The 16,566-nt window shown below is 58.1% G+C and carries 19 protein-coding genes; 2 read left to right on the forward strand and 17 right to left on the reverse strand.

Annotated features, from left to right (window positions below; all coding sequences use genetic code 11):
* Positions 1–220 precede the first annotated feature (220 nt).
* Positions 221–616, forward strand: coding sequence for a TIGR02611 family protein (locus HMPREF3011_RS06660; protein WP_038628495.1), 396 nt, complete (start codon positions 221–223; stop codon positions 614–616).
* Positions 617–667: 51 nt separating this feature from the next.
* On the opposite strand, the gene HMPREF3011_RS06665 is transcribed toward HMPREF3011_RS06660, so the two are convergent.
* Both HMPREF3011_RS06665 and HMPREF3011_RS06670 read right to left on the reverse strand, forming a co-directional pair.
* Positions 668–1,717 (reverse strand): co-chaperone YbbN, encoded by a 1,050-nt coding sequence (locus tag HMPREF3011_RS06665; RefSeq protein ID WP_070841310.1) that lies wholly within the window; start codon positions 1,715–1,717, stop codon positions 668–670.
* Positions 1,718–1,801: 84 nt separating this feature from the next.
* Positions 1,802–2,107: a thiamine-binding protein gene (locus HMPREF3011_RS06670; RefSeq protein ID WP_049172056.1), complete on the reverse strand. Its 306-nt coding sequence runs from the start codon at positions 2,105–2,107 to the stop codon at positions 1,802–1,804.
* A gap of 31 nt (positions 2,108–2,138) precedes the next feature.
* Here HMPREF3011_RS06670 and mce point away from each other — a divergent pair, with 31 nt between their 5' ends.
* Complete coding sequence (gene mce / locus HMPREF3011_RS06675; RefSeq protein WP_005509354.1) at positions 2,139–2,591, forward strand: methylmalonyl-CoA epimerase; 453 nt, start codon at positions 2,139–2,141, stop codon at positions 2,589–2,591.
* 364 nt (positions 2,592–2,955) lie between these two features.
* On the opposite strand, the gene nucS is transcribed toward mce, so the two are convergent.
* The 15 genes from nucS to prfA all read right to left on the reverse strand — a co-directional run bounded on the left by nucS (position 2,956) and on the right by prfA (position 16,463).
* Positions 2,956–3,648: an endonuclease NucS gene (gene nucS, locus HMPREF3011_RS06680; RefSeq protein WP_005509457.1), complete on the reverse strand. Its 693-nt coding sequence runs from the start codon at positions 3,646–3,648 to the stop codon at positions 2,956–2,958.
* Between the two features lie 77 nt (positions 3,649–3,725).
* The gene (locus HMPREF3011_RS06685) at positions 3,726–4,229 is read right to left on the reverse strand and encodes a DUF2550 domain-containing protein (RefSeq protein WP_070841311.1); all 504 of its coding nucleotides are present in this window, start codon (positions 4,227–4,229) and stop codon (positions 3,726–3,728) included.
* Between the two features lie 217 nt (positions 4,230–4,446).
* Positions 4,447–4,818, reverse strand: coding sequence for a F0F1 ATP synthase subunit epsilon (locus HMPREF3011_RS06690; protein ID WP_016422459.1), 372 nt, complete (start codon positions 4,816–4,818; stop codon positions 4,447–4,449).
* Positions 4,819–4,829: 11 nt separating this feature from the next.
* Positions 4,830–6,269, reverse strand: a complete 1,440-nt coding sequence (atpD, locus tag HMPREF3011_RS06695; protein ID WP_038628477.1) for a F0F1 ATP synthase subunit beta — start codon at positions 6,267–6,269, stop codon at positions 4,830–4,832.
* Positions 6,270–6,271: 2 nt separating this feature from the next.
* On the reverse strand, positions 6,272–7,252 hold the full coding sequence (locus HMPREF3011_RS06700; protein ID WP_038628474.1) for a F0F1 ATP synthase subunit gamma: 981 nt from the start codon (positions 7,250–7,252) through the stop codon (positions 6,272–6,274).
* A gap of 53 nt (positions 7,253–7,305) precedes the next feature.
* Entirely contained in the window at positions 7,306–8,949 is a 1,644-nt protein-coding gene (gene atpA / locus HMPREF3011_RS06705; protein ID WP_005509387.1) for a F0F1 ATP synthase subunit alpha, read from the reverse strand.
* 54 nt (positions 8,950–9,003) lie between these two features.
* On the reverse strand, positions 9,004–9,822 hold the full coding sequence (locus HMPREF3011_RS06710) for a F0F1 ATP synthase subunit delta (protein ID WP_070841312.1): 819 nt from the start codon (positions 9,820–9,822) through the stop codon (positions 9,004–9,006).
* Between the two features lie 5 nt (positions 9,823–9,827).
* Positions 9,828–10,391: a F0F1 ATP synthase subunit B gene (locus HMPREF3011_RS06715; RefSeq protein WP_070841313.1), complete on the reverse strand. Its 564-nt coding sequence runs from the start codon at positions 10,389–10,391 to the stop codon at positions 9,828–9,830.
* A 31-nt stretch (positions 10,392–10,422) separates the two neighbouring features.
* Positions 10,423–10,677 carry an ATP synthase F0 subunit C gene (locus HMPREF3011_RS06720; protein ID WP_005509463.1) on the reverse strand — a complete coding sequence of 85 codons (255 nt, stop codon included), beginning with the start codon at positions 10,675–10,677 and terminating at the stop codon, positions 10,423–10,425.
* Positions 10,678–10,818: 141 nt separating this feature from the next.
* The gene (atpB, locus tag HMPREF3011_RS06725; RefSeq protein WP_016422455.1) at positions 10,819–11,613 is read right to left on the reverse strand and encodes a F0F1 ATP synthase subunit A; all 795 of its coding nucleotides are present in this window, start codon (positions 11,611–11,613) and stop codon (positions 10,819–10,821) included.
* A gap of 390 nt (positions 11,614–12,003) precedes the next feature.
* Complete coding sequence (locus HMPREF3011_RS06730) at positions 12,004–12,453, reverse strand: Cg1360 family ATP-synthase-associated protein (RefSeq protein WP_005509564.1); 450 nt, start codon at positions 12,451–12,453, stop codon at positions 12,004–12,006.
* Positions 12,450–13,682 carry an MraY family glycosyltransferase gene (locus HMPREF3011_RS06735; RefSeq protein WP_246821549.1) on the reverse strand — a complete coding sequence of 411 codons (1,233 nt, stop codon included), beginning with the start codon at positions 13,680–13,682 and terminating at the stop codon, positions 12,450–12,452. The genes HMPREF3011_RS06730 and HMPREF3011_RS06735 overlap by 4 nt, the downstream gene beginning before the upstream one ends.
* An 82-nt stretch (positions 13,683–13,764) precedes the next feature.
* Positions 13,765–14,421 (reverse strand): L-threonylcarbamoyladenylate synthase, encoded by a 657-nt coding sequence (locus HMPREF3011_RS06740; RefSeq protein WP_005509411.1) that lies wholly within the window; start codon positions 14,419–14,421, stop codon positions 13,765–13,767.
* Positions 14,422–14,452: 31 nt separating this feature from the next.
* Positions 14,453–15,403 carry a peptide chain release factor N(5)-glutamine methyltransferase gene (prmC, locus tag HMPREF3011_RS06745; RefSeq protein ID WP_070841314.1) on the reverse strand — a complete coding sequence of 317 codons (951 nt, stop codon included), beginning with the start codon at positions 15,401–15,403 and terminating at the stop codon, positions 14,453–14,455.
* The gene (prfA, locus tag HMPREF3011_RS06750) at positions 15,390–16,463 is read right to left on the reverse strand and encodes a peptide chain release factor 1 (protein WP_038628459.1); all 1,074 of its coding nucleotides are present in this window, start codon (positions 16,461–16,463) and stop codon (positions 15,390–15,392) included. The genes prmC and prfA overlap by 14 nt, the downstream gene beginning before the upstream one ends.
* Positions 16,464–16,566 lie beyond the last annotated feature (103 nt).

Consider the following 16,566-nt stretch of genomic DNA (forward strand, 5'->3'; position numbering starts at 1 on the left):
GTTGGAAGATTACCACCTTCCGAAAAATCTCGTTGCACTGGGGCGCAACTTTTGTGCAACAATGGATTAAATATAGACATGATTAAAAATAGTCAATGTCCAACGGTGCACCCAGGCAGTTGAACTGCACATTTGATGTTTGTTGTGTCAACGATGCCTTGTTTTGAGACCGCTGCTAGGAGTACTACACGGCACCGAAAATCGGAGGAAGTGAATCGCAATGGAAGAAAAGGTACATCGCTTGATGGACCGCATGCAGATTCGCCATGCCCATATGCGTAACACCTGGTACGGACCGGTGCTCTCCCCAGTTCTTCTCGTCGCAGGCTTCGCACTGCTCATTGTTGGCATTATCATTTTGCCAACTCCTGCCCCCGGATGGCTCTGCATCTTTGTTGCACTGGGAATTCTCTCGTTGGTCCACCCACCGACACGTCGCCTGAACATCTGGTTGGCAGCAAAATTGGACGCCTTTTACGCCTGGTATGCGCAGCGCCATGTGGCAATGAAAGCAACGCTTTTCCTGTTGCTGATGGCGTTTATGGCCGCTGTAATGGGCAGCGTCTACTACTTCATGGCTCCGGATGCCTGGCCGTACACCGACGCTTCTAGCTAGGAGCCTGAGCGCTTTCCAGGCTCCTAGTACAGTGCCCCTAGTCCAGTACTCCTAGTACAGTGCGCTAGCCATCCTCCGGCGTGCATCCAATGCCACTGGATCTGCGGTATCGAATAGCACAAGCAGCTCTAGTAGACGCGACTTGATGGCCTCACGGTCATCGCCAAACACCTGCGGGAGCAACTTCAACAAACGATCGAGCGCCTTCGCTGGATCGTCGACAAGCATCGTGACATCCGCGGCATCGAGGGCGAGCGCGACGTCCTTCGGCGCTGCGTCGGCTTTTGCCATTGGATCTGCACTGCGATCAATTTTGGCAGCGCGGGCGAAGAAGGACACATTCGCGTGAGCGCGCTTCAGAACCTGATTTGCGGGCTCGGACTGCAGCATAGCGTCATACAACTCCAACGCCCCGTCGAAATTGCCCTCCTCGAGCAACTCTTCGGCCTGCTCCAAACGCGGGTCATCGGTGGGTACGGGATTGCCGAAGAAGTCAGTCGGCTCGGGAGCCTCCGGCTCGCTGCCCTCCCCAGCCATACGAGTTCCCGCCGGCAACCCCTTGAGACGCCCCCGAGTGGCCTCCATAACCTGCGCCAGCCACTGCTCCAGCCAATCCCTGGTTTTCTCGCCTACAAACATGCCAATGGGACTGCCCATAGCCACGGCCGTGACTGTCGGCACTGCCTGCACACCGAATGCCTGGGCCAGCTGCGGATGCTCCTCAGCATCCGCCCACGCCAGAATCCAGTTCAAATTGGCCTCACGGGCCATGCCTTCTAGCTCAGCCCGAAGACGTAGCGAATCAGCTGCTCCCGCCATGCCGATTAAGACAATTACCGGTACCTGCTCCGAGCGCAGAACGACTTCTGCCTCAAGGGTCTGCGGGGCAATCTCCACCACAGGAGGAAGCCCGTCTCCCTGATCACTGGTTGCCCGCTCGATCTCCTCTCGGCGCTTACGTTCGGCTTCGGCGCGCTGGTGGAGCTGCTCCAAATCAACCGTACCGGGCGGTGGTGGCGGGGTCGAGCACTCGCGGTGACCGTGTGCTCCATGCGAGTGACCATGAGAATGGCCATGTGCGTGACCATGTCCAGCTGGCATCGTCAAAGGGGTTCCTCTCCAGTGTCGTCGTAAAGCCTATGTAAAGACCTATGTAGAGCCTACGTGTCCAATCCGAACAAGAGACTAGTCGGTGGCTTTCAGCGCATCCTCGACCGCATCCACTTTCGCACGCAGCTGCCCGGTGTATCCGTTGCGAATGTCCGCTTTGATGACCAGAGAAGTACGCGGACTGACACGGCTGACTGCTTCCGTGGCTCGCTTAATGACATCCATCACCTCATCCCATTCGCCTTCAACAAGGGTGAACATGGCATTGGTCTCGTTGGGCAGGCCAGATTCGCGCACAACACGCACGGCTTCAGCAACGGCCTCAGCCATTCCCTGCTCAGGATCGGAGAAAGTGGGGGCAACAGAAAATGCGACAATCATGGCGCCGATAATAGCGAGTACCCTGGAAACTATGAGTGAGACACAGATTCCCGTTCCCCATAAGTACGTAGTCGCTGTTGATCACGTCGGCGTCGCAGTCCCGGATTTTGATGCCGCTATTGAGTGGTACCGCGCAAACCTTGGTTTCATCAACTACCACGATGAAGTCAATGAAGAGCAGGGTGTCCACGAGGCCATGGTCGGCCCGGCCGACAAGGTTGAAGGTGGCACTCTGGTTCAGATTCTCGCGCCACTGAATGACCAGTCCACGATTGCAAAGTACCTGGACAAGAAGGGTCCAGGAATCCAGCAGTACGCAGTTCGTGTCACTGATCTGGAGGCGCTGATGGCGCACCTGAAGGAGCAGGGCACCCGGGTGCTGTACCCGGAGCCGAAGATCGGTACCGCAGGTTCGCGCATCAACTTCATCCACCCGAAGGATGCCGGTGGCGTCCTGCTGGAGCTCGTTGAGCCGGCTAAGTAAATCTATCCCCAGCGGCGCGTGATAGTGCGGTGAGCTCTATTGCGCCAGCAGTTGGTGTGCCAATGGCGCCGGTCATCGGCGCCTGCACCATAATCCTGCGGCCATGCCACGATGTGCGAGGTCCCGGGCATGATTTCCTGGTCGCACCCCGGACAGCGATAAACCTTGTTCGACTGGCCAGCGCTGATGTTACGCACCGCAAAGTCCACGTCCTGCCAACCGGCAGGCCCAGATTCAGTGCGAGTGTTTTGGAAAGAACTGCCAAATGCGGGCAGGCTGCCGCGATTCTGGCCGTGGTTATTACGCCCGCCGCGTTGATTACCTCGTTGATTACCGCGCCGCTTGTGGTTTCGCCTAGGCATGGCTAGAACAACCGCAATTCATTGGACTCCAGGCCACGCAGGGCGTCGTAATCCACGGTCACACAGCGAATCCCACGATCCTCTGCCAGAGTCTTGGCCTGTGGCTTAATCTCCTGGGCAGCAAAAATCCCTTCCACCGGTGCCAGCAGCTCATCGCGGTTCAGCATCTCCAAGTAACGGGTTAGCTGCTCAACACCATCGATACCGCCCCGACGCTTAACCTCGACTGCAACGGTGGCGCCGTTTTCATCGCGGCCAAGCAGATCCACCGGTCCGATCGGGGTTGGGTATTCGCGCCTAATCAGGGTGTAGCCCTCGCCAAACGTTGTGAACTGATCTGCAAGGAGTTCCTGTAGATGCGCTTCTACCCCGTCCTTCTCCAGGCCAGGGTCCTCTCCCAGTTCGTACGTGCTATCAGCCAGCACCTTGCCGATAGTGATACGAAGTTGCTCGCCCTTCTTATTCTCAACGACCCAGAGCTTTTCACCAGTGTCTTCCCCCGACTCGTCGAGAATATCCTTCTCCGTCAGCGTGCACGGCGGTGTCATCCAGTTCAGAGGCTTATATGCACGGTCGTCGGCATGCACAGAAACTGACCCATCTGCTTTCACCAACAGCAAGCGCGGGGCATGAGGCAGATGGGCATTCAAGCGACCGACATAGTCAACAGTGCATTCAGCAATCACAAGGCGCATTCCCCTACCCTAACGTGACTGCCGCGCGGGAGAAAACAATACCCACTAGAGCCTTAGCAATAGCCTGTCGTAAGAGACTAGTACTGACTTCCCCGGCCACGGTTATAAGCCGAACGGAAGCGTCGCTCAATATCTGTAGGAAACTCACGAGTCTGGCGTGACGACGGCTTCGACTCCACCCACGCCACCAGCGCAGTGTCCGAGGACGAGTCCACGGCAAACTCCCATTCGGTATTTTTCCCCGCTTTAATCCTGACTACCCGAAGCCCGGGCGCGAAAAAACCCGCCTCGATGTCAGTCGGATCTCGGCGATCCACAATAGTGACATCGTGACGGGCAAATTCGGCATCACAGCCAGGACGCAGCGAACGTAGCTTGTACATCTTCAACGTCGACTCTGAATAAACAATGACACCATGGCGCCAATGACTGCCATCACCTGCAGGAAGGCGACGAGCAATAACAGGAGTACCTTTTGCATGCAGGCTGGCGAAACGCCACAGGGCAAGGACCCCGCCGACGATCAACATCGCACCGATAATCATGAACATGATTGACATCATGGTTACGCTTGAAAACACTATCTGCCAGCCTCGCATCCGGGTGAATAGACGACGAACCTTGGTTCAAAAGCGCTTTAGAGGCTTTTTACAAACCCTACCCGATTGTTGCACTGACATGAAAAATAACTAAGAAAAACGGGGCGGGAAGCTGGCAAGATTTCTCTTGCGAGCTCCCCGCCCCGTTTAAAGAAGCAGGAAGAATACGGTCGTGCGACCGGATGTTCAGGCGAAAAGACTAGTTGGTGGAAGCGCGACGAGCCGCGCGGACCTCCGACTCAGCCTGTGCCTTTACTGCAGGGTCATCCGAAGTCAGGTTGGACTCGGCCTCGGAGAGGTTAACCTCGTCAGCCCAGATTGCCTTATCCGCGAGGATCGAAACCTTCGAGGTAGACACGGAAATGAACCCACCCTGTACCGAAGCGACAAGAACCTTGCCGTCTGCGGTCTTGATGGTCACCGTGCCGTTGTTGACCAGCTGGCCAAGCAACGGCTGGTGTCCGGGCAGCACGCCGATCTCACCCTCGGTGGTCTGGGCAGAGACCAAGGTGGCCTTGCCCTTCCAGAGCGGTCGCTCAACGGCAACCAGTTCAGCGGTGATTTCAGCCATGAGGATGCCCCTTACTTCTTCTGCATTTCAGCGTACTTCTTCTCGACATCGTCGAGGCCACCCAGGCCGTCGAAGGCCATCTCCGGGTAATTGTCGAAGTCACCCTTGCAGATGCGGTCGAAGGCAACAATGGTGTCCTTCAGCGGGACGTACGAACCAGGCAGACCCGTGAACTTCTCAGCAACGAAGAAGTTCTGACCCAAGAATCGCTGGATACGACGTGCACGCTGCACGGTCACCTTGTCCTCCTCAGACAGCTCGTCCATACCGAGGATGGCGATGATGTCCTGGAGTTCCTTGTTCTTCTGCAGGATGTTAATAACCTGCTGGGCAACGCGGTAGTGCTCCTCGCCGACGATCGACGGCTCGAGGATACGAGAAGTCGAAGTCAGCGGGTTCACTGCCGGGTAAATACCCTTCGATGCAATTGAGCGGTCGAGCTCGGTGGTTGCATCGAGGTGGGCGAAGGTCGTTGCCGGAGCCGGGTCGGTGTAGTCATCGGCAGGCACGTAGACGGCCTGCAGAGAGGTAATCGAACGGCCCTTGGTGGACGTAATGCGCTCCTGCAGAACACCCATCTCGTCAGCCAGGGTCGGCTGGTAGCCCACGGCGGAAGGCATACGACCCAGCAGGGTCGAAACCTCAGAACCGGCCTGGGTGAAACGGAAGATGTTGTCAATGAAGAGCAGCACGTCCTGGTGCTGAACATCGCGGAAGTACTCTGCCATGGTCAGACCCGACAGCGCGACGCGCATACGGACTCCCGGAGGCTCGTCCATCTGGCCGAAGACGAGGGCGGTGTCCTGGAGAACGCCCATCTCTTCCATTTCCAGGAAGAGGTCGGTGCCCTCACGGGTACGCTCACCAACACCGGCGAAGACCGAAGTACCGGAGAACTCGCGTGCAATACGCGTAATCATCTCCTGGATCAGAACGGTCTTACCGACACCGGCACCGCCGAACAGACCAATCTTGCCGCCCTTAACGTACGGGGTCAGCAGGTCGATGACCTTAATACCGGTTTCGAGAATCTCGGTCTTACCCTCGAGCTGGTCGAAGGCCGGCGGCTCACGGTGGATGCCCCACTGCTCACCATCGCGACCCAGGCCCGGCTCGTCCAGGCAGTCGCCCATTGCGTTAAAGACGTGACCCTTGACGACGTCACCAACCGGAACCGAAATCGGCTTACCGGTGTCCTTGACCTCTGCACCGCGGACCAGGCCGTCGGTCGGAGCCATAGCAATGGTACGAACCATGTTGTCACCGAGGTGCTGTGCAGTCTCGAGGACAATGGTCTTGGCGACCGAAGGAAGGGAAACTTCCACGGTCAGCGCGTTGTAAAGTGCCGGCAGTTCGTTACGCGGGAACTCCACGTCGACGACGGCACCGATGACACGCACAACACGGCCCACAGCCGTGGTGGTGTTCTGCTCACTTAGAGCTGTGCTCATATCTAGTCACTTTCTCCGCTGTCGTCGAGCGCACCGGCGCCACCGACGATTTCTGTGATTTCCTGGGTAATCTGTGCCTGACGTGCCTGGTTAGCAACACGCGAGAGGTCCTTGACCAGCTCGGTAGCGTTGTCCGTCGCAGACTTCATAGCGTTACGACGGGCAGCGGACTCAGAGGCAGCGGCCTCGAGCATCACTGCGAACAGGGTGCGGGACACGTACTGCGGCAGAAGCTCTGCCAACAGGGTGTCTGCATCAGGCTCGAATTCATAGTCCGGCTTGAGGTCATCTGATCCATCGGACAGCATGTCCTCGCCCTGAGCAATCTCGACATCCTCGTACACAGGCTCAATCGGGAGCATCTGATGTGCACGCGGAATCTGAGAAAGCATCGACACGAATTCCGTGTAGACAACGTGGACCTGGTCGAAGCCCTGAACGGCCTCGCCGTTGGTGCCACGCAGGCCTTCGCGGTACTTGGCAGTGCCCTCGGCCGTAGCGTTGAAACCATCAATGAGGTGACGACGCACGTCGTGGGTTGCGGCGTAGTCCGGATCCTGGGAGAAGCCCTCCCACGTACCGGCGAGCTCAACACCACGGAAGTCGTAGTAGTCGGTGCCCTTACGGCCAGTCACGTAGAGAACGACCTCATGCCCCTGCTCTTCCAGAGCGGTACGCAGCTCTGCAGCTTTCTTCAGGACGTTGTGGTTGTAGCCGCCACACATGCCGCGGTCACTGGTGACAACCAGGACTGCAACACGCTGGTTACCCTCACGCTCTACGAGCATCGGGTGATCCAACGACGAAGCCGATGCGAGACGTCCGATGACCTTCTCGATTTCGTCGGCGTACGGCTGGGAGTCTGCTACGCGACGCTGCGCCTTAGTAATGCGCGAGGTTGCGATAAGCTCCTGGGCCTTGGTGATCTTCTTTGTCGAGTTCACCGACTTGATTCGGGCTCGAAGTTCACGAAGATTCGCCATGTCCTATTCCCTCCCTTCAATTGCGAAAACGGTCATTGAGTAGCTCAACCTGCCTAGTTCTGGGCAGTCTTGCGGGAGACCGTAATCTGCTGCTTCTTGAGCTCGCCCTCGTCGAGTGCCTCGACCGGAGCCTCGGAAGCCAGCGGTGCACCCTCAGAAGTCTGGAAGGACTTCTTGAAGTTAGCGGTAGCGGACTTCAGAGCAGCCTTGGACTCGTCAGAGAAGGCAACGCCGCCGTCAATCTGCTCGAAGACTGCAGGCTGAGTGTCCTGCAGGTGCTCAAGCAGCTCGGCCTCGAAGCGACGGACATCCTCAACGGGGACATCGTCGAATTCGCCCTCACCAGCGAGGTAGATGGAGGTCATCTGGTACTCGACCGGCTGCGGGTGGTTTTCCTTCTGCTTCAGCAGCTCAACCAGACGCTGACCGCGCTCCAGCTGACGCTTGGAGGCATCGTCCAGGTCGGATGCGAACATTGCGAATGCTTCCAGGTCGCGGTAGGACGCGAGGTCCAGACGCAGGTTACCGGAAACCTTCTTCATGCCCTTGGTCTGAGCGGCACCACCAACACGGGAAACCGACACACCGACGTTAATAGCCGGGCGGACACCCTGGTTGAAGAGGTCGGACTCGAGGAAGACCTGGCCGTCGGTAATGGAAATGACGTTGGTCGGAATGAAGGCCGACACGTCGTTTGCCTTGGTCTCGATGATCGGCAGTGCGGTCAGCGAGCCTGCACCCATGTCGTCGGAGAGCTTTGCAGCACGCTCCAGCAGACGGGAGTGGAGGTAGAAGACGTCACCCGGGTAAGCTTCGCGTCCCGGCGGGCGACGCAGCAGCAGCGAGATGGCACGGTAGGCCTCTGCCTGCTTAGTCAGATCATCGTAGATGACCAGGACGTGCTTGCCCTGGTACATCCAGTGCTGACCCAGTGCGGCGCCTGCGAATGGTGCAAGCCACTTGAAGCCTGCGGCATCCGACGCCGGGGCAGCAACGATGGTGGTGTACTCGAGTGCGCCCTGCTCCTCGAGGGTCTGGCGCACACCAGCAATGGTGGAGCCCTTTTGACCGATAGCAACGTAGATGCATCGCACCTGCTTGCTCGGGTCACCGGACTCCCAGTTAGCCTTCTGGTTCAAAATGGTGTCCAGGCAGACCGCGGTCTTACCGGTCTTACGGTCACCAATGATCAGCTGACGCTGACCACGACCAATTGGGGTCATTGCGTCGATGGCCTTAATACCAGTAGCCATCGGCTCTTCAACCGGCTGACGCTGCAGCACGGTCGGTGCCTGCAGCTCGAGGACGCGGTCCTCTTCAGCCTCAATGTCGCCCAGGCCGTCAATCGGCTGGCCCAGGGGGTTAATTACGCGACCGAGGAACTTGTCCCCGACCGGAATCGAAAGGACGTCACCCGTCCGCTTTACCTCGTCACCCTCTTTAAGCGACTCGAAGTTACCCAGCACCACAACGCCGACCTTGTCGGTGTCGAGGTTCTGAGCGACGCCAATAACGCCGCCCGGGAACTCCAGAAGCTCATTCGTCATGACCGACGGCATTCCCGAAACCTGGGCGATACCATCAGCTGCACTGATAACAACGCCAACCTCCTCGCGGGAGGCCTCCGGGGAGTAGCTCGAGGTGTAGTTCGCAATCGCGCTACGGATCTCGTCGGAGGAGATCGTCAGCTCCGCCATGTTCTTCCTGCTCTCGGTAATATTCTTCCAGTGATTAATCGTCTAAACCATCCGTCAGCCGAGGCCGACGCGCAGCTTCTCAAGCTTTGTTGAAAGGCTACCGTCGATGACCTCGTCGCCAACCCGGATGACCAGTCCACCGAGAATCGAGTTGTCGATCACGGTGTGGATGGACATCGCCTTGCCGTAGACTCGGCCGAGCTTGTCCGCCAGTGCTCGCTCTTGCTCGTCAGAGACGGCAGTGGCACTGGTCACGCGAGCGACGACGTGGTTCCGCAGGCCGGCGGCTAGCCGGGACAGGGAGTCAATGTCGTCCGCGGGGCGCTTGGATGGGCGACCAACAGCCTGCAGTGCCAGGGTCTCGGTCACGGAAGTGACCTTGCCGTACAGCACAGAGGCAAGGAGCCCACGCTTGGCTTCGGGGGTTGCGGCCTTGTCGGCCAGCAGCTGTTCAAGCTGCGACTGCTCAGCCAGGATGTGTCCCAGTTGGAACAGCTCAGACTCAACAGTCTCAAGCTGTCCCTGGCCTTCGGCAGAGCGAAGTAGGGCTCGACGGCCCAGCTCTACCAAACCCTCACGCATTTCACGCGGGGTGGACCATACCTGCGCGGCAGCATCCACGACGAGGTTAAGAGTCGTCTCAGATACCTTGCCCGCGAACAGGCTCCGGACAAGGCCGGAACGCTGTTCCGCAGTCGCCGAGGTGTCGGCGACAGCGACACGCAGGCCGCGGTCGGAGTCCAGGACCTCGACGATGTCGAAAAGCTCGGAACCAGTCTGAGCAGCCTGAGCAACAGCGACATTGTCACCACCGATAGCGGCGTCCAGTCGCTGGCTAAGAGCTGCCAGGGATTCGCGGCTTGCTGCGTGCATGTCGCCTACTTTCCGGCCGGGGCCACGGTGTCAAGGTTGGACAAGAAGTTGTCAATCGTCGACGAGTTACGAACGTCGTCGGAAAGCTGCTCGCCCAGAAGGCGCTCAGCAAGATTGATGGAGTTCTGGCCCATTTCCTTGCGCAGCTCTGCGACTACCTGCTCACGCTGGGCAGCGAGCTGCTTTTCACCGGACTCGATGATTCGTGCGCTCTCGTCATTGGCCTTGGTCGTAGCGTCTGCAATGATGCGCTGACCCTGTGCACGGGCTTCGTCGCGAATCTTTGCTGCTTCAGTACGGGCCTCTGCGAGCTGACTGTTGTACTTTTCCAGAGCGGCCTTCGCCTCGGCCTGTGCAGCCTCAGCGCGCTCAATGCCGCCCTCAATCCGGTCCTCCCGCTCGGTCAGGACCTCCTGGAACTTCGGAAGAACGAGCTTCCAGAAGAGAACCAGGATAATAACCAGCGGGACAACGGACCAGACGATGTCATAGGTCTTTGGCAGCAGCGGGTTGATGGACTCTCCCATCGGGAGGTCACCCGCAGCTAGCAAAAAGGTGAAATCTGTCATGGTTTACGTGTTCTCCGCCTGAGGTCCGGACTTAAACAAAAACGAAGCCTGCGACCAGGCCGATTAGGGCGAGAGCCTCAGTGAAGGCAATGCCCAGGAACATGGTGGTACGCAGCTGGCCGGCCATCTCAGGCTGGCGTGCCATACCCTCAACGGTCTTGCCGGCGACGATGCCGATGCCGAGGCCCGGGCCCAGGGTGGACAGACCGTAACCGATGGTCTTCAGGCCAGCGTTGGTGTCGACAGCCTGGACAGCGTCCTGAGCGGAGAGGATGACGTCGTTCATTATGAACCGTTCCCTTTCTTAAAGGATGGCCCCGGATTAAAGATTGTTCTAAGTAGGCCCGGGGCTTTTGTGGGTCAAGTGGGTCTTGCTATTAAATTTGCGAGGCCTTGTTGCCGAAGTTGCGGCCTCATTAGTTATGGGTTAGTGCTCGTCTGCGTGCAGCGACAGTTCGATGTAGACGGCGCTCAGCAGGGCAAAGATGTATGCCTGCAGGAAAATCACCAGCATCTCGAACAGCGTAAATGCTACCGCAGCGACAAGGGTCAACCCGGACAGGGCGGTCCAACCATTCAGCTGCCAGAAGAAGAAGTTCGTGGCACCGAAAAGCAGGACTAGAACCATGTGGCCCGCCAGCATGTTGGCCATCAGACGGATGGTCAGCGTAACTGGGCGGAGAACGAAGTTGGAGAAAATCTCGATCGGCACCACGATGAGGTGGAGTACCGGTGGCAAGTTCGGAATAACGACTGCCGACTTCACAAACTTGAAGAAGCCCATCTTCTTCGAGCCCGCGTAAATGAAGGCAACGTATGCGAACAGGGCCAGAACCAGTGGCATACCGATTCGGGCGTTCGGCGAAATATTGAGGCCAGGAATAATAGCCGCAATATTCATCGAGATAACAAGGAAGAAGATGGTGGCCAGAACCGGAAGGAAACGACGCCCCTCCTTCTTACCCAGAATCTCCTCCGCGATGTGGATGCGGACGAAGTCCAGCATCAACTCCGCAACGTTCTGCAGACCAGTCGGCACGAGCTTCGGACGACGCATTGCGACGACGAAGAACACGGCGACGATCACGGCCATCAAAAGACGAACAATCATCAGGCGGTCCATGGCGTACCAGTCGCCACTGCCACCTAGAATGAAGTCGCCAAATTGTTCACCCGGGAAATACTCCTCCTGCAAGTTGGGTGAGTGAAACTCACCCCGCATCTCGGCAAGTGTTGTAACGCTCAGCGTTCTCTCCCGTGATTGGGCCGCTAGAACTATTGTCAAGCGGTGCGAAGGACGTCATTTAACGTGTCGCGCCGCGGATTCCATTCGCTCATCAGCACGGCGCTCACGGGGACCGTACCTGTGGAAATGATAGTTATTTCGCTACAGGCCGTCTTACCCGAAACTCAGGATAACAGTTCTGACTCATTTTCCCCACCCGGTACACCCCCGCGTTTCCGACCCCGAATCCAACAAAGAGGCCGACCCCCTCTGTGGGTTTCGGCCTCTATTTGTGGCATCTTCTGCACAAACTGGACAATATGCTTATTACCTGCGGTTTTAGAAGCGTATTGCAGCCTCTCAGCAGGTCAACAAGTTATTAACGAGCTATTCGTCCTTCATTGGTTGCACATAAGTGAGGTTAGATTGCGACATTCCCCACACTTCTGCACCGAGTGTCACCATCAGAGTGAGTACAACAGTGACGAAGAAAGTCATGTTGTCATAAAACTCAAGATTTCTAATAACAACCAGGACACCGATTAGTACGACAATCTTCAACAACCAACCACCCAGTACAACGGCAAGCGTAACGGACGGCGAAGTTCGAGCAGTAAAGAGGATGCCTAGAACGGTAAGCAATACGAAGCTTCCGCTAATGCCCGCTCCAAGGAGTACGCCCCAGACACCGGGCATACCGTTTTTGCCACCCCAGACCAGCAGCGAAAGCACGGTAATCACAGCGAGCGCGATTGCGCCCGAGCGAGCAGCAGCCAGCAGCGGTCGCCGCGAATCATCGTATTTAGACTCGGGCTCCGGAGTTGTTTTTTCAGTCACGGTCGAAGATTGTACCTTCTGCGTCCACGTCGACGGCTTATAACCTGCCGGACCCCACTACGACTTCTGGGACGCGCTCCCCTTGAACGGTCGTCGGCAAGCGCATTGCGACGACGGAGGGTGAATACAACCGCGATGATAAGCAGGACCCCGAAGGTGAGAGCGACAAATTCAAAGGGGAAAATTGTAGTGGCAACGGCGGCGTACGCGACGACCGACACCCATAGGTAAAGCACTAGCACCACACGGCGATGACTGTGCCCCATCGACAGGAGGCGGTGGTGAATATGCATTTTGTCGGGCGAGAAGGGTGACTTACCCTGGCTGACGCGGCGAACAACAGCGAGAAGTAGGTCGAGCATTGGCACGCTAATTGCTGCGATGACGACCACAATCGGCGAGATCAGAGCGATGACGTCGGCAGTGCCGTACATGGAGGGCGCGATGCGACCCGACGCCGACACCGATGCAGCAGCGAGCAGCAAACCGATCATCATGGCGCCGGAATCGCCCATGAAAATGCGTGCGGGTTCGAAGTTGTGTGGCAAGAAGCCCAGACAAGCGCCGAGGAGACACGCGGAAATCATCGCGGGTGGATAGGCAGAGACAGTACCGCCTTGGTCATGGAGCATGACCATCGAATAGACAAGGATTGCAGCTGCGGCGATCATGCCGAGTCCAGCTGCGAGACCATCGATGCCGTCAACAAAGTTGAAGGCGTTAATCAATGCCACAGTAAATAGGACAGTCAAGACTGTGGACATGATTGGATCGAGAATGAGCGTAGTACCGCCACTAAAAGGGATATAGAGCAGATACCAGTTGACGCCCATAAATGACATCAAAAGTGCCGCCGCGACCTGCCCCACCAACTTCGTGAGGGCATCTAAGTCAAAGAGGTCATCCCAAATACCGACGATTAGCAAGAGCGACGCGGCCGCCACAACTGCCCTCATATCTGGAGTCATGGGCGGAAAACCACGGTTGAGGGCCGGCATCACCGAGGCAAGGGCGATAGCTGCGACCACCCCGGAGTACATCGCCACGCCTCCGAGCCTGGGCTTCGGAATATCGTGGACATCGCGCGTGCGGGGCGCATCCAACCAGCCCGAGCGAACCAGCACATAACGCACTACTCCAGTGAGCAAATAGCTGACAGCAGCGGAAACTAAAACGAGCATGGCGAGCTCGCGGATGGGCACACCTGCCCCACCCGACTGGGCTGCCAATAAGCTCATAACCGCCACTAGGTACTACTCACCCACACAATCGCTGCAGATACTAAACAGGAAAGACTTTAAGTAGCCAAGACTACTGCCCCAGCAGTCGCTCGGGCGTAGTACTCAATACCTCGGCAACCGCCGCTGCTGACACAGCGCCTTCGCGCAGAATCCGCGGCACTGGAGTCGAGATATCGACAATCGTCGATGGGGTGCCAATCGTGGCTTCGCCGCCGTCGACGTATACAGCCGCTTCCCCACCGAGCATCTGCTTGGCACGCACGGCATTGGTGGCCGGTGCCTGGCCGGAGATGTTCGCACTGGACACTGCCATCGGACCGGTGCGGCGCAGAATCTCGATGGCGATTGGGTGCAGCGGCATGCGCAGCATGACCGTACCCGCAGTATCACCAAGGTTCCACGGCAAGCTCGGTGCCTGGTTCACAACCAGCGACAGTCCGCCCGGCCAGAAAGCCTCCACCAGCGTGCGAGCAGCTGGTGAGTATTCGCGGACGAGCCCCTCAATCGTGTTCCAGGAACCCACCAGCACCGGTACCGGCATATCCGGGCCGCGGTGCTTGGCACGCAGCAAGGAGGCAACGGCTTGGTTATCGAAGGCATCACAGCCAAGGCCGTAGACGGTATCGGTAGGCATAACGACCAGCCGTCCTGCCTTCACAGCATCTACTGCTGCTGCAATTGCGCGTTCGCGGTTTTCATCTGTGCTGCAGTCCATAATCCTGCTCATCAGATTTTTGCTCCTGCTTCAAAGTTTGCTTTTAAGATGAATTCTTGCGTCCCACCGTAAAACGATCACGGCCTGCAAAGTCACGGCGGACCTCTACATCAGCGTAATCCCAGGTGTCCTTCAGCAGTGAACTGACATCGTCTCCCGAAGAGTCATCGTGCTCAATGCCGATGACTCCGCCCGACCGCACCAGCGCATCCACTAGGTTCATCATAGGTCGAATGACATCTAGCCCATCGTCGCCGCCAAAGACCGCAGAGTGCGGATCAGCTCTCACCTCGGGGGTAACCTCGGTGTCTTCGGGCACATATGGAGGGTTGGACACAACAATGTCGGTCTCGCCTACCCAATCTGCGAGCTCACCGCCATCATCAATCAGCTGATCATCCGTGACATCGCCAGCAATCAGACGCACACGCCCATCGCCGTACGTCTCGATGTTCTTCGCAGCCCACACCCGTGCCCGCTCAGAGAGCTCCACAGCCACCACGGCCGCTTCGGGTACGGCATCGGCAATCACCAACGCAAGCGCACCTGATCCAGTACACAGGTCAACGATTTTCGGCTTGACGACGCCACTTGCGACCAGTTCACGGGCTCGATCGATCGCCCACTGCGCAAGCAGTTCCGTCTCCGGCCGGGGCACAAAAACTCCGGGCCCAACCTGTAGTCCCAAGCTCATCATCGGCGCTGTACCGAGGATGTGCTGCAGTGGCTCACGAGCCACTCTGCGGGCCAGAATCTCGGCAAGATGCTTGCGACCGTCCTCATCGGTGTACGGTTCGTCTCCGCGAAAGATGATGTCTGCCGGTCCCGCATTGAGTGCGGCTGCAAATAGCGCCCGCGCGTCGGCATCCGGAGAAGCCAGCGCCGCGTCGTTAAGCGTGCGACGCGCATAGCGAAACAGCTCGCCGAGAGTACGGACGGAATCCGGTAACGTCGGCGAGCTATTTTCTGCGGGCGTGGGACTACTCGGCTTCAAGACGCTCAGCGCGCTCCGCGTCGTGGAGGGCCTTGAGCAGGTCATCCATGTCGCCGCCCAGCACCGAGTCCAGGTTATGAGCCTTGTAACCGATGCGGTGATCGGACACGCGGTTCTCCGGGAAGTTATAAGTGCGGATGCGCTCGGAGCGATCCATGTTGCGCACCTGAGACTTACGCTGGTCAGAGGCGGCCTCGGCGATCTCCTCCTCCTTCATCTGCTGCAGTCGAGCAGCAAGGACCTGCATAGCGCGGGCCTTGTTCTGAATCTGAGAGCGTTCCTTCTGACAGGTAACAACCAAACCAGTCGGCAGGTGCGTCAGACGAACCGCGGAGTCCGTGGTGTTAACACCCTGACCGCCCTTACCGGAGGAGCGGTAGACGTCGACACGCAGATCCTTCTCATCAATCTGGATGTCTTCGACCTCGTCGGGCTCCGGGTAAACCAGAACACCAGCGGCGGACGTCTGAATACGGCCCTGCGATTCGGTGACCGGAACGCGCTGCACGCGGTGGACGCCACCTTCAAACTTGAACACGCTCCACGCACCGTCGCGGGACGGAGTCTTAGCTCGGACGGACATAGTCATGTCCTTCACACCGCCGAGATCAGACTCGGACAGGCCGAGGATCTCGGTGGTAAAGCCGTGCTTTTCGGCATAGCGCTGGTACATGCGAGCGAGCTCACCTGCGAAGAGCGCTGCCTCCTCACCGCCGGCACCGGACTTGAGCTCCATCACGATGTCATCGCTGTCGTGCGGATCGCGCGGAGCCAGCAGGTCAGCGAGCTTCTCCTCGAGCTCCTCTGCCTCGGCAGCGAGACGCTCAGCCTCAGCTGCAAACTCGGAGTCCTCGTAAGCCATCTCGCGCGCTGCCTCCAGGTCATCCTGGACTTCAGTCAGCTTCTTGTGAGTCTGAATGACCGGCTGCAACTCATTGAAGCGCTTGCCGACCTTACGGGCAGCCTTCGGGTCGTTGTGCAGTTCGGGGTCAGCCAGCTGAGCCTCGAGCCCGTGATACTCGGAGAGGATGTCGTCAACTGCGGAAACCTGATTAGCCATTGAATATTCCTTCAGATTGTGATGGGTGAAATGCTGGTTGGTGCTGTGGTTTCGGACGGGGTGGCGCTGTCGCACCGCTGGCACTGTGGCACCGCCCCTTGTG

The organism is Corynebacterium sp. HMSC074C04, from assembly GCF_001838295.1.
Classification (GTDB): Bacteria; Actinomycetota; Actinomycetes; order Mycobacteriales; family Mycobacteriaceae; genus Corynebacterium; species Corynebacterium amycolatum.